Consider the following 13,784-nt stretch of genomic DNA (forward strand, 5'->3'; position numbering starts at 1 on the left):
GTATCAATGACGCGCTTCGCGCCGTGAATGCGTCCGTCCGGCATACAGCGCGCGGTCGGCCTCGGCGATCACTTCATCGACGGACGCGCCCGCCTCGCGCAGCGCGACGCCCATGCTGAGCGACACGCCTGTCACGGCCTGCGCGCGGGCGACATGGGCAAGTGCCTCGTCGACGCGCTGCGGATCGCGCAGGATCACGATGAACTCGTCCCCACCCATGCGCACCACCACGTCGCCCGGGACACACGCGCCGCGCAGGATATCGGCGACGGCAAGCAGCAATTCGTCGCCACGCTGGTGGCCGTGCGTGTCGTTGACCTGCTTGAAGTGGTCGATATCCACGGCGATACACGCCCAGCGCATGTCGTCGCCCTGATCGGCCTCGAACCCGGCGAGGTAGCGCCGGTTCATCGCATGGGTGAGCGCGTCGCGCGTGGACCAGTCCAGCAGGGTTTTCTCGTAACTCTTCTGGGCCGTGACGTCCTGGGCGTGGCCCAGCACGTAGGGATCTTCCGCGTCGGTATCCAGCACGTTCTGGTAGCGCCAGTAACGGATGGAACCGTCCTGCGCCACCAGTTCGAACATGCCGGCATCGATGCGGTGCTCCCGTATACGCTCCAGATAAAGGTCCAGGTAGACCCGACGCTCCGGCCGCATGAAGTCGCCCAGGCTGCGGCCGAGGATGTCACCCATGCCGTAACCGATCGAAGCGGCGGCGGCGGGATTGACCGCGAGCACGATGCCTTCCAGGTCGTGCGTGCAGATCAGGCCCAGCGAATACTGGAACAGCTTGCGAAAACGCCGCTCGCTCGTTTCCAGCGCTTGCATGGCGCGGCGGCGGTCGGTGATGTCCTGCAGCGCGCCGGAAAGCTTCACGGGAATATCGTCCTCCCGTTCCAGCGCACCCACGGCACGCACCCAGATCGGCCGCCCGCGGGCCGTCACCATGGGCAGTTCCATGTCCCATGGCAGATTCTTTTCCATGGCGGCGGCGATCGCTTCGGCCAGCAGCGGTCGCGCCTCGGGCGCGTAGTAACCCACCGCCTCGTCGAGTGACGGCTGGTAGCCCGCCGCCACCTCGTGAATGCGGCAGGTCTGTTCCGACCAGCGCACCGTGCTGCTCGCCAGGTCGAGTTCCCAGCCGCCCACACCGGCCACGTTGCCCGTGCGATGCAGGAACGCCTCGCTGGCGCGCAGTTCCCTTTCCAGGTGGCGTGCGTGGGCCGACTCGCTTTCGGCGGCCTCGCGCTGGCGGACCAGTTCGGCGCGTTGGGCGATGGCCAGGCCGGCGGCATGTCCCAGATGCTTGAGGACACCCACCTGCTCCGCGGACAGGCTACCGGGCGCGCTGTCCATGACGCATAGCGCGCCCAGCACCGTGCCGTCGGCCAGGTCGATGGGCACCCCCGTGTAGGCGCGGATATGGGGCTGGCCCATCACCAGGGGGTTCGCGGTGAAACGCGGATCGTCCAGCGTATCGGCCACCTCGAAAACCCGCCCGCTGTGCACCACGTGCTGGCAGAAGGCGTATTCCCGCGGTGCCGCGTTCGCACCCTCCAGGCCGACGTTGGCCTTGAACCATGTCCGCGATGCATCGACCAGGCTGAGCAGGGACATCGGGCGCCGGGCGACCAGCGCCGCAGCCCGCACCAGTTCGTCGAAGACGGGCTCGGATGGCGTATCCAGTATCCGCAAGGCATGCAGGGTGGCGAGGCGCTCGCTTTCCGTGATGCCCGTGACGCCCGGGGTCATTGCATCGTCACGCTCCGGCAGGACCTCGGGTCCGGTATCGCGCCCACGGTGGCAAGATCGCGTCAAGACGACAGTCCTTCAGGGCTGCGAGGTAAGAAGTATGCCCTCGCCGGTCAGCGAACGCACCAGGCGAACCGAAGCATGACAGACAGCCACCGCGCCGCACGTGTCGTGCGAGACCAGGGCGATCTCCAGGGCTTCGGCCTCGACGGCCACCTCCGACAACCCGCGCCGACGACCGGCGCGCTGCAGGCGATGGGCGCGGAAGGCCGCCTCGTGGATGTCGTCGCGATGCAGGGCAGCGAACAGTGCCGAGGCCTCGGTCGCGGCATCGTGCCTGCCCCACCAGACGCCTTCGCTGATCCACGGCGCGGCACGGCTGGCCAGCGACGCGCCACCCGGCAGGGCAAAGACTTCACCGAGACGACGCTGGAGCGTCATCCGCCAGACCAGACGCTCCACCAGTTCGCGCAGCACCACCATGTCGCCTCTCCCGATCCGAAGGCCGGCAAGGGGGCCGACATGAGGTGTAAAGCAAGAGCCGTGCCGCACCAACCTATCTTCAATTCAACAGGTTAGATCGCCCAGTTCCCTATGCCGGGTCAATTCATGGCCACTTTTGTCACTTTTTATCCACGGCAGGCACGTCGCACCGGCCATGAGCGGCGATATGTCGGTGCCACCGACGTCCGAGCCCCGCCAAAGAACCCGGGCTCAGCCCAGCGGAACGCAGCGAAACACCGGAAAACCCCGGCGCCACGTTGACATTCGCAGAATAGTGCACGAGCATGGATTTTCATTCGGCCTTCCAGACGTCCATAAGCCACGACGCTTCCGGGGAAAAAATCCATCGTGACCACGCAGCAGCCCATCCACACGCCTTCCACGATCGCCCTGTCGATCGTGGCGTGTCGCTGTTGTCGTAGCTGATGTTTCGCTGCCGGCGCGCGTCGCCGGCGCGGCACCCTTCCCCGTTCACCCGGCGGCCCGGCGCCTTCGCGTCGGCGCGCGGTCGCCCCTGAAAAACCAAGGAAACCGCCCCATGAAGCATGCCTTGCCCGTGCGCCTGTCGCTGTCCGTCCTGGTCGCGGCGCAAACCCTCGTTTCCGCCGCGCATGCACAGGACGACACCACGAAACTGCAGACCGTGGTGGTCACCGGCACACGCTCGGTCGATCGCAGCCAGAGCAGTTCGCTCTCGCCCATCGATGTGGTGTCGGCCCAGGACCTGCAATCCTTCGGCGATACGCAGCTGGGTGCGATCCTGTCCCGGCTTGCACCGTCGCTCAACTTTCCCCGTGCGCCGGGCAACGACGGTTCCGGCATCGTTCGTCCGGCCGCCCTGCGCGGCCTGTCGCCGGACCAGACGCTGGTGCTGGTGAACGGCAAGCGCTGGCACACCAGTGCCCTGCTCAACCTGCAGGGTGCGCTCGGGCGGGGTTCGGCCCCGGCCGACCTCAACGCGATTCCGGTCTCGGCGATCGACCATATCGAGATCCTGCGTGACGGTGCCTCCGCGCAATATGGCTCCGACGCCATCGCGGGGGTCATCAACGTGGTGCTCAAGGGCGCGGCGGGCACGGGTACCAACACCGCCAGCATCACCGCGGGGCGCTACAGCGCGGGCGACGGCCGGCAGTGGCAGGGCGAGGCCAGCCTGGGCGTGCCGCTGGGCGGCGACAAGGGCTGGGCACGCCTGAGCCTGGTCCAGGGCCATGCGGATGCGACCAACCGCGGCGGCCGCGACTATCGCGACCCGTCGTCACCGGTCTACGGCCAACGCACGCAGCGCATCGGCGAGCCCGATATCCGCAACCACCAGGCTCTTCTGAATGTGCAGTACGCACTGTCGGCCGGCGTGGACGCCTACGCGTTCGCCAGCACCAGTAGCCGCGAGGGCACCTCCCCCGCCCTGTTCCGCACCTACGACAGCGCGCGCAACGTGCGGTCGATCTATCCTGAGGGCTACCTGCCCCTGAACGACGTACGCTCGATCGACAGCGCGCTCGTGGCCGGCGTGAGAGGCACCACCACCCACGGGTGGCGCTGGGACATCAGCGGCAACTACGGCCGCGACAGGGTCGGGATCGACCCCATCCACACGCTCAACGTCGATCTTGGCGACGCCAGCCCGACGCGATTCAACGCGGGGCGGCTGACCGCGACGCAGAAAGCCTTCGATGTGGACGTGGCGCGCGACCTGGAGGTCGGCTGGCTGCGCAATCCGCTGACGCTGGCCTTCGGGCTGGAATACCTGCACCAGCAGTACGCCATCGATGCGGGCGATCCGTCCTCGTACCTCGGCACCGGCGCGCAAGGCTTCCCGGGGTTCCAGCCAGGCGACGCCGGCAGCCACGCCCGCCACGATGTCGCGGGCTACCTGAGCCTGGAAAACCAGATCACCGATAAACTCAGCGGCTCGCTGGCCGTGCGTCACGAGCACTACAGCGACTTCGGCAACACGACGTCGGGCACGCTCTCGGCCCGCTACGACTTCACCGATGCCTTTGCGCTGCGCGGCACGGCCGCCACGGGATTCCGCGCACCGTCCTTACCGCAGCAGTTCTACACCACCACCTCGACCAACGTCATCGGCGGCGTCCCGACGCAGATCCGCAACTTCGCGGTGAGCGACCCCGTCGCGCGTGCCCTCGGCGCCGAGCCGCTGAAGCCCGAGAAGTCACACAACTACACGTTGGGCGCGGTCTATGCGCCGGGCGCATGGACACTATCGCTCGACCTGTACCAGATCACCATCGGCAACCGCGTCGTGCCATCCGAAAACCTGGTGGGCGATGCCGTGCGGGCTTACCTGGACAGCCAGGGCTTCGCCCATATCCAGGGCGGCAGCTATTTCACCAACGCGCTGAAGACGCGTACGCGCGGCGTCGACCTCAGCAGTGGCTACCGCCTCGACCTGGGCGACGCCGGCAGACTACAGTTCACCGCGGCCTACAACCGCAACCACACATCGATCCTCTCGGTCGCGCCGAACCCGGCGTCGCTGGCGCAGAACGGGCTGGAACTGGTGCGCGTCGGCCACATCGCCCAGGGTTACATCACGCGCGGCGCGCCGCGTGACAAGATCGCACTGGGCACCGATTACGGGCGGGGCCGATGGAACCTGCACGGCGCCCTGACCCGTTACGGCGAATTCACCGTGAACCAGGACCCGGTCGGCAACCCGGGTTTCGACCAGGTGTTTCCGGCACGCTGGCTGCTCGACCTGTCCGCCAGCTACGCGACCCATGGCTGGACGTTCACGGCCGGCGTGGACAACCTCACCAACGTCTATCCGCAGAAATACAAGACCGGCAGCGACGGCGCGGTCGGCGGCACGTGGCCGTATCCCGACTACTCGCCGTTCGGCTACAGCGGTCGCTACCTGTACACGCGGGTGGCCTATCGCTGGTGATCGGCCTGTGCCGGCACACGGGTCACGCCATCGAGCGCTTCCGCCAGCTCGGCCGCACCGACCGGCTTGACCAGGTGCCGGTCGAAACCGGCGCCCGTACTGGCCAGCTTGTCGGATGCCTGGCCCCAGCCGGTCTGCGCGATGATCGGCAGGTGGCCCAGATCGGCATCCTGGCGAAACGCGCGGCACAGGTCGTAGCCGCTCATCGCGGGCATGCCGACGTCCAGGAGCACTACATCCGGCTGGAACGTCCGCGCCGCCGCGACGGCCTCGCGCGGGTCGAGCACTACCTGGTGACGGTGCCCCATGTCGTGCAACAGCCAGCCGAGCGTCTGCGCGACATCGGCGTTATCGTCGACCACCAGTACGCTCAGTGACCGGCCATGCGCCTCATCGGGCGCGCGCGCCGAGGCCTCGTCGACCTGCTCCAGCGGCAACAGCGGCAGGCGGACCGTGAAGCGACTGCCCTGGCCCTCGCCAACACTGCTGACCGCGATGGTGCCCCGGTGCATGCCTACCAGCTGCCTGACCAGGGCCAGGCCGATTCCCAGCCCACCCTGCGACCGGGTGAGGTGCTCACCGACCTGGGTGAACAACTCGAAGATGTTGGCCTGCATGGACGCCGGTATGCCCATGCCGTTATCGGACACCACGATGACCACCTCGTCGCCTTCGCGGAAGGCCTCGACGCCGAGCTGCCCCTCGGTCGGCGTGTACTTGGCGGCGTTGTTCACCAGGTTGCCGACGACCTGCACCAGGCGCGTCTTGTCGCCCTCCAGCCACATCGGCTGCGGCGATACGTCCACGCGCAGCGCGTGCCTGCCACCGTCGATGAACGGCTGGCTCGCTTCCAGGGCCGCCTGCACGATCTCGGCCACCGTGACCTTCTGCCGCTGTAAGGTGATCTTGCCCTGGCTGACCCGCGACACATCCAGCAGGTCGTCAACCAGTCGCACCAGGTGCACCAGCTGACGATCCATCACACCGTGGATCTGCTCGACACGCTCGGGCGACGGGTGGCCGCGCAAGACATCCAGGCCCATGCGCAACGGGGTCAGCGGGTTGCGCAGTTCATGCGCCAGGATGGCCAGGAACTGGTCCTTGTAGCGATCCGACCGGGTCAGTGTTTCCGCGTAGGCCTCCAGGCGATCACGCTGGGCGGCGATCTGCTGCTTCTGGCGATAGAGGTCGAAGAAGACGTTGGCCTTGCTTCGCAGGATGTCCCATTCGATGGGCTTCTGGATGAAGTCGACCGCGCCGGCTTCGTAGCCGCGGAATTTGCGCTGGTTGTCCGTCGTGCTGGCGGTGAGGAAGATGATCGGCACATGGCGCGTTCGCTCGTTGCCGCGCATCAGTTCGGCCAGCTCGAAGCCGTCCATGCCGGGCATCTGCACGTCCAGCAGCCCCAGGGCCACGTCGTGCACCAGCAACAGCTCCAGGGCTTCCTCGCCCGATCGCGCCTTCAGCAGCACCAGGTCGTCGCGTCGCAGCAGCGCCTCGAGCGACAGCAGGTTGTCGTCGAGGTCGTCCACCAGCAGGACATACACCGGGCTCAGGGTGGCATCGGCTTCTTTAAGCATCGTCTGACGTCTTCTGGTAGATCCTTTCACCCGGCACGAAATCCTGGAAGGCGGTGGCCTGGCTGGAGAAGCGGATGCTCTCCTTGGAACCCAGCCCGAGGAAGCCCTTGCGGATGAGCGAATCGTTGAACAGTTTCAGGGTACGGTCCTGCAGCGTGTTGTCGAAATAGATGAGCACGTTGCGACAGGAAATGAGGTGCATCTCGCCGAACACGGCATCGGTGACCAGGCTGTGGTCGGAGAACACCACCCGCTCGCGCAGGCGGCGGTCGAACGTGGCCTTGCCGTAACCGGTGGTGTAGTAGTCCGATAGCGAGGAGCGTCCGCCCGACTGCTGGTGGTTCTCGGTGAAACCGCGAATACGGTCGAGGTTGTAGACGCCCGAGGCGGCCGCTTCCAGCGCGCCGGGGTTGATGTCGGTGGCGTAGAACAGCGTGCGCTGTTCGAGCCCTTCCTCGCGGAACAGGATGGCCAGCGAATACAGTTCCTCCCCGCTGCTGCACCCGGCCACCCATACCTTCAGCGAGGGATAGGTACGCAGGTGCGGCACCACGTGCTCGCGCAGCGCGCGGAAATACGACGGGTCGCGGAACATCTCGCTGACCTGCACGGTGAGATAGGCGATCACCTGCGGCACCACGGCCGGATCGTGCAACAGGCCCTCGAGCAGTGCGGAGTAGGTGTGGTAGCCCAGCCGCTCACGCAGCTGCCTGAGGCGACGCTTCACCGACGCCCGGGAATACCCGCGGAAGTCGTAGTGGAACCGCTGGTACATCGCCTCGAGCAGCAGCTCGATCTCGATGGCCTCGACGCGGTCGGCCTGCGTGGCGGGTGAGGTCATCGGGCCAGCCATACGCGCACCAGGGACAACAGTTTATCGACGTCCAGCGGCTTGGCCATGTAGTCGCTGGCACCGGCAGCCAGGCAGGTGTCCTGGTCGTCCGGCATGGCCTTCGCGGTCAGCGCGATGATCGGCAGCTTCCGCCAGCGGTGGTCCTCGCGGATGTGCCGCGTCGCCGTCAGCCCGTCCATGACCGGCATCATCACGTCCATCAGCACCAGGTCGATCGGCTGACCGTCGGGCCCGGCGGCACGCGCCAGCGCATCCAGGGCTTCCTGGCCGTTGCGGGCAACGGTGAGCGTGCACCCGCGCGGTTCCAGGATGTTGATGAGCGCATAAACGTTGCGCACATCGTCTTCCACCACCAGGATACGGCGGCCTTCCAGCAAGGCGTCGCGGTGCTGGGCCTGCTCGATCATGCGCTGCTGTTCCGCCGGCAGGTCGGTCACCACCTGGTGCAGGAACAACGACACCTCGTCCAGCAGGCGTTCCGGCGACTTGGCACCCTTGATGATGATCGAGCGAGAGTAAACGCGCAGCCGCGATTCCTCCTCGCTCGTGAGGTCGCGCCCGGTATAGACGATCACGGGCGGGAACGCATGGATACCTTCCGCACTGAGGTTTTCCAGCAGCGTGAAACCCGATGCATCGGGCAGCGAAAGGTCCAGCACCATGCAGTCGAAGGTCTCATCCTTCAGCAGGCTCAGGCACTGCGCCGCGGTGCCCGCTTCCACGGTCTCCACGTCCACCGAGGCCAGCAGGCTGCGGATGGCGTCGCGCTGCACGGCATCGTCCTCGACCACCAGCACGCGCCGGACATGCGTGGAGAGCCGCGCGTCGAGCTTGTCCAGCACCTCGACCAGCTCCGTTCGCTGCACCGGCTTGACCAGGTAGCCGATCGCGCCCATCGACAACGCCGCGTGGGAATGATCCTCGGCGGACACCACGTGGATGGGGATATGCCGTGTCCGCACGTCGCGTTTGAGGATGTCCAGTACCGACAGGCCGGACTGGTCCGGCAGGCCGATGTCCAGCACGATGGCATGCGGCAGGAACTGCCGGGCCAGCGCCAGGGCTTCCTGTGCACTGGTGGCGACCAGGCAGCGGAAACGCATCTCGCGGGTCAGGTCGAGCAGGATGCGGGCGAACGCCTCGTCGTCCTCGATCACCAGGATGACCCGCCGCGCGTCGTCGTCGTCGGCGTCGCGATCGTCGGGAATGCGCTGGGCGAGCGCCGGGGCGACAGGAAGGAGCGACGCGGCCGGTGACGCGGTAGCCGAGGGCGCCCGGGCCGGCTGGCCGGCGTCGACGGCGCCACCCACCCGCGACGCGTCGCCGGCGCTGTCGCCGACCGGCGACGTGGCCGGCAGCGTGAGCGTGAAGGTGCTGCCCTTGCCAGCCTCGCTGTGCACGGCGATGCTGCCGCCCAGCAGACGTGCCAGCTCGAGCGAGATCGAAAGCCCCAGACCGGTGCCGCCGTATTTGCGGCTGATGGTGCCGTCCGCCTGCTGGAACGCCTCGAAGACGCGCCGCTGCTGCTCGGCCGGGATACCGATGCCGGTATCGCTCACCGCGAACACCACCTCGCCCTGCGCACCCGCGGCAACGTCGAGCTTCACGCCGCCCTGCTCGGTGAACTTGAACGCGTTGGACAGGAGGTTGCGCAGCACCTGCTCCACGCGCTGGCGGTCGCTGTTCAGCACGGCGGGACACTCTGGCGACACGGTGACCTCGAACGACAATGCACGCTGCTGGGCAACCGGCTGGAAGCCGGGCACCAGGCCCTTGACCATCGCGTCGATGGTGAACGGCTCCGGACGGATGGCGATGTGCCCGGCCTCGATCTTGGAGAGGTCGAGGATGTCGTTGATCAACGTGAGCAGGTCGTTGCCGGACGAATGGATGGTGCGCGCGAACTTGACCTGTTCCTCCGTGAGGTTGCCCCGCGGGTTGTCGGCGAGCAGCTTGGAGAGGATCAGCGCCGAATTGAGCGGCGTGCGCAGCTCGTGCGACATGTTGGCCAGGAAATCCGACTTGTAGCGGCTGGCGCGCAACACTTCCTCGGCCTTGGCCTCGACCTGGAGGTTGGCACGCGCCAGGTCGTCGCGCTGCACCTCCAGCTGGCTGGCCTGTTCCTCGAGATGGGCGTTGGTCTGCTCCAGTTCGGCCTGCTGCTGTTCCAGTTCGTGCTGGGACTGCTTCAGGGCCTGGCTCTGTTCTTCCAGTTCCTCGTTGGAAGCGCGAAGCTCTTCGCTCTGCTGCTGAAGGGAATCCGACTGGCGGCGCGTCTCCTCGAGGAGGCGATTGAGCTCGGCACGGTAGGTAGCCGAACGCAGCGCGACGCCGATGTCCGCGGCCATCTCGCCGAGCAGGGCCAGGGTATCCTCGTCCACGGGCCGGAAAAAACCGAGTTCCAGCACGCCGTTGACCTCGCCATCCACCACGCTGGGCAGCATCAGCAGCTGGCGCGGTTTCTCGCTGCCCAGCGCGGAGCCGACCGACAGGTAGCCATCGGGTACGTCGTCCACGGCGAGAAGACGGCGCTCGGCCACCGCCTGGCCCAGCAGGCCCTCCGGCGGCGCGAAGCGCTTCACCGTATCGTTGCCCGGCGCCAGGCCGTACTCGCCGATGCGCTCGTAGAAGGCGCCGGTATCGACGAACATGGCACCCGCCTGCGCATGCAGGAAACGGGCGAGGAAGGCGAGGATATTGCCGCCCAGCTCCTGCGTGCCCTGGTCGCCCTGCATCGCCGCGGCCAGGCCGAGCTGCCCTTCCTGCATCCACTCGTTGCGCTGGCGCGAGCGCGAGGCGCTGCGGATCAGCACGCCGACGAACACAGTCAATGCAACGCCCAGCAAGGCACTGAGGATACCGCCGGTGAGCGCGCTGCTGTAGGCGCTGGCCATCTCCTCGACCCGCGCATCGCGCCGGGTCAGTTCCGCGGCCTGCATGGCCGACAGTTGGGAACGGATGGCATCCATAGCCGCCTTGCCGCGATCGCTGTTGACGACGGCCACCGCCGCGTCCGTGCCCTGCGTGCGGCGCAGGTCGATGGTTTCCTTCAACTCCGCCAGCTTGTCGTTGAAACGGACGGTCAGCGCCCTGAGGCGGGCCTGCTGCGCGGCGTTGTCCTTCACATCCTCGCGCACGGCGTCCAGCCGCGACGCCGAACTGGCCAGGGCCGCGCGGTAGGGTTCGAGGTAACGGTCGTTGCCGGTGAGCAGGAAGCCACGCTGCCCGGTTTCGGCATCCTGCGCGGCAGAAAGGATTTCGCTCAGCCCCGTGACGGTCTGCTGCGAATGAATGACCTTCTGGTTGTTCTCTCGAATACTGCCGATGTTCTGGTAGGCCACGAACCCGGTGATCACAAAAAACACGACCACCGCGCCTAGCGCCAGCGACGTCCGCCGATCCATCTTTCGGGACCGTGCTGCGCCGGAAACCTGAGAAGTCATACCGCCCCTGTCCAGACCGTGATGATAGCTGCCTAGGATATCATGCCGAGGCGCTGGGTCGAACCGATAAGGGCCGTGTTCCACTCCGCTCGCACCGTGAAACTCGCCCGTTTTTCACCGCGCTTTCACGTTGAACGACACGTCGGCTCTGCGCAGCGACCGCCACGTGTCGCGCATCATCAGCGCGTCGTCAACGTTTGAACACCGATCGTTCAACTCTCCACGTCGAGACTCGGGAATACCCTCCCCTGCGGACGACTTCATGAAAGCACTCACTTATCACGGCTCCAAGGACGTTCGCGTCGAGACGATGCCCGATCCGTCGATCGTCGACGCCGACGACATCGTGCTGCGCGTCACGGCCACGGCCATCTGCGGTTCGGACCTGCACCTCTATCACGGCAAGATTCCCGAAACGCAGCACGGCGACATCTTCGGCCACGAATTCATGGGCATCGTGGAGGAGGCTGGCTCTGGAGTGACCAACGTCGCAAAAGGCGACCGCGTGGTCATCCCCTTCGTGATCGCCTGCGGCAAATGCTTCTTCTGCGAGAACGATCAGTTCGCCGCCTGCGAGACGACCAATCCCGACCAGGGTGCCAGCCTGCGCAAACGCGCGAAGATGACCCCGCCGGCTGCCCTGTTCGGCTATTCCCACCTATATGGTGGCGTACCCGGCGGCCAGGCCGAGTTCGTGCGCGTGCCCAAGGCCAACGTCGGCCCGTTCAAGGTGCCAGGCAGCCTGTCCGACGAGCGCGTGCTGTTTCTTTCCGACATCCTGCCGACCGGTTACCAGGCGGTGCTGAACGCGAAGATCGAGCGGGGCTCCACCGTGGCCATCTTCGGCGCCGGCCCCGTCGGCCTCATGGCCGCCGCCTGCGCGAGGATGCTGGGCGCGGAACGTATCTACATGGTCGATTCCGAGCGCTATCGCCTGGATTTCGCCGTGACGGCGTATGACGTGATCCCTGTGGACTTCAGTGAAGTGGACGCATCCGAATTCATTCTCGAACAAACCGCGGGCCGCGGCGTCGACGCCTCCATCGATGCCGTGGGCTTCGAAGCCAAGGGAAGCACCACCGAAACCGTGCTCAGCGCATTGAAGCTGGAAACCAGTTCGGGCGAAGTACTACGCCAGTGCATCGGCGCCACGCGACGCGGTGGCGTGGTCAGCATTCCGGGTGTGTATGCCGGCTTCATCCATGCCTTCCTGATCGGCGATGCCTTCGACAAGGGTCTGACCCTGGCCATGGGCCAGACGCACGCGCAGAAATTCCTGCCCGAACTGCTTGAATTCGTCGAGGCCGGCAAGCTGGAGCCGGACATCATCATCTCGCACCGCATGAAGCTCGCGGACGCGGCGCGTGGGTACGAGATATTCGACAAGAAGGAAGAAGACTGCCGCAAGGTCGTGCTCACCCCCTGAGCACGAGGACGCGATACCGCATCGACGTCAATCGTCGATGCGGTAGTGGATCGGCTTGAAGGCGAAGTTGTTCGACATGCCGGCGGAGCACGCGGTCAGGCCGATGATGAGGTCCATGCGTGCGAGGAACACCGTGGTGTCGCCGGCCTTGCTCAGCGGTGGCTCTACCGTCAGAGCGCCCGTTTGCCCGTTGACGGGCACGTTCATGAAGACATTGAAGGCGGTGGGAATGCGGTCTGCCTTGACGCCGTAGGGAGCCAAGGCATCGCGCAGGTTGCCGAAGCAGCCCTTATGCGGTTCGGTGTGTCCGTAAAGCCTGCGAAACATCTCAGCGGAACATGGCGCCAGCAGGAAATCGTGCCGACCGACCTCGTCCGCCACGATCTCGAGCATTTCGCTGCTGCGATTGGAATAAAGGATATCCCCGGTCGACAGGTAGATCTTGCTGGCATAGTCCAGCGTCCGTCCTGACGAGATAGCTTCCTCGACATCGTCGGCATTGAACGCCAGCAGGTCAGCAACCTGCTGCCCCATCGGGTCGATCACCGTCAGGCGCTGGCCGGCCTTCAACGCGAAGGCCACGCCGCTCTGTGGTGGAATCGTATGGATCGCCGCGGCTGTCATTGGCGCGTCCCCTTCGGCTTGAAGGGACACTCCCACGGCCCCTTGATGTGGCGACCGCTGTATTGCAGAGCCTCGGAACTGTGCCCATGGACAGCCAGCATCGGATTGGCGGAACCATTGAGAGCCACGTCGCGCTCGATGATGGCCTCGCGCAACCGGTCGTAGCGACCCTGCTCACGCAGGTATTCGAACTGCGCGTGCAGGTTGAACACCATGGCCGGGTGGGCCAGTCGCCGTGCGGCGCGGCTGGCGCCGGGATGCAGGCCGATCACGTAGAAGCTCTGTCCGCCGACGCTCATGCTGAACTGGTCCGAGCCCGGGTCGGCGCTCACGGTCGGATCCCAGACGAACGACTGGCGGTCCACCTCATGGATGCCTTGCAGGCGCGCGAACAGGGCCGTCTCGAACGCGACCTCGTCCTGGGCGGGAGAGTCCGGAAAATGGATGACCAGGCTGTGGAACACATGCTCCGGCTTGCGCCGTGCGGCGAAGGCCTGGATGGCCTGGGCGACGGTCGCATCGCTCCGGCCGCAGCGGATATCGCCGGCCTCGACATGAGTGACCTGATCGCGCGCATGGGCCGTTTTGGCCGCCAGGCAGGGAAAGTTGGCACCCGCCAGGTGCTCCGAAAATGCAGCGACGATATCGTGACGTTCAGCCATGGGTGGGCCTCTGGGTAACAGACCGACAC

At 66.2% G+C, this 13,784-nt stretch carries 9 protein-coding genes; 2 read left to right on the plus strand and 7 right to left on the minus strand.

Translation table 11 applies throughout. From position 1 onward, the window contains the following. Window positions 1-3 precede the first annotated feature (3 nt). A complete protein-coding gene (locus tag FA89_RS14890) occupies window positions 4-1,818 on the minus strand; it encodes a sensor domain-containing diguanylate cyclase (RefSeq protein WP_240003911.1) in 1,815 nt (604 codons plus the stop codon). 12 nt (window positions 1,819-1,830) lie between these two features. Next, on the minus strand, window positions 1,831-2,235 hold the full coding sequence (locus tag FA89_RS14895) for a hypothetical protein (RefSeq protein ID WP_036141688.1): 405 nt from the start codon (window positions 2,233-2,235) through the stop codon (window positions 1,831-1,833). Window positions 2,236-2,794: 559 nt separating this feature from the next. On the opposite strand from FA89_RS14895, the gene FA89_RS14900 reads away from it, so the two are divergent. Further along, complete coding sequence (locus tag FA89_RS14900; RefSeq protein ID WP_036141690.1) at window positions 2,795-5,167, plus strand: TonB-dependent receptor; 2,373 nt, start codon at window positions 2,795-2,797, stop codon at window positions 5,165-5,167. Here FA89_RS14900 and FA89_RS14905 read toward each other — a convergent pair. The 3 genes from FA89_RS14905 to FA89_RS14915 are packed head-to-tail and all read right to left on the minus strand — an operon-like array spanning window position 5,155 to window position 11,004. Then, window positions 5,155-6,747, minus strand: coding sequence for a response regulator (locus FA89_RS14905; RefSeq protein ID WP_036141692.1), 1,593 nt, complete (start codon window positions 6,745-6,747; stop codon window positions 5,155-5,157). The genes FA89_RS14900 and FA89_RS14905 overlap by 13 nt on opposite strands. Then, window positions 6,740-7,588 carry a CheR family methyltransferase gene (locus FA89_RS14910; protein ID WP_036141694.1) on the minus strand — a complete coding sequence of 283 codons (849 nt, stop codon included), beginning with the start codon at window positions 7,586-7,588 and terminating at the stop codon, window positions 6,740-6,742. Before FA89_RS14910 ends, FA89_RS14905 begins: the two co-directional genes overlap by 8 nt. Further along, a complete protein-coding gene (locus tag FA89_RS14915) occupies window positions 7,585-11,004 on the minus strand; it encodes a response regulator (protein WP_036141696.1) in 3,420 nt (1,139 codons plus the stop codon). The genes FA89_RS14910 and FA89_RS14915 overlap by 4 nt, the downstream gene beginning before the upstream one ends. Window positions 11,005-11,305: 301 nt before the next feature. Here FA89_RS14915 and FA89_RS14920 point away from each other — a divergent pair, with 301 nt between their 5' ends. Continuing rightward, window positions 11,306-12,469, plus strand: coding sequence for a zinc-dependent alcohol dehydrogenase (locus tag FA89_RS14920; protein ID WP_036141697.1), 1,164 nt, complete (start codon window positions 11,306-11,308; stop codon window positions 12,467-12,469). A gap of 27 nt (window positions 12,470-12,496) precedes the next feature. Here FA89_RS14920 and FA89_RS14925 read toward each other — a convergent pair whose 3' ends face one another. Together FA89_RS14925 and gntA are read right to left on the minus strand one after the other, a co-directional pair. Continuing rightward, window positions 12,497-13,093, minus strand: a complete 597-nt coding sequence (locus FA89_RS14925) for a DUF1989 domain-containing protein (RefSeq protein WP_036141699.1) — start codon at window positions 13,091-13,093, stop codon at window positions 12,497-12,499. Next, window positions 13,090-13,755 carry a guanitoxin biosynthesis heme-dependent pre-guanitoxin N-hydroxylase GntA gene (gntA, locus tag FA89_RS14930; RefSeq protein ID WP_036141701.1) on the minus strand — a complete coding sequence of 222 codons (666 nt, stop codon included), beginning with the start codon at window positions 13,753-13,755 and terminating at the stop codon, window positions 13,090-13,092. Before gntA ends, FA89_RS14925 begins: the two co-directional genes overlap by 4 nt. Window positions 13,756-13,784: the final 29 nt, after the last annotated feature.

This window comes from Luteibacter sp. 9135 (assembly GCF_000745005.1).
Classification (GTDB): domain Bacteria; phylum Pseudomonadota; class Gammaproteobacteria; order Xanthomonadales; family Rhodanobacteraceae; genus Luteibacter.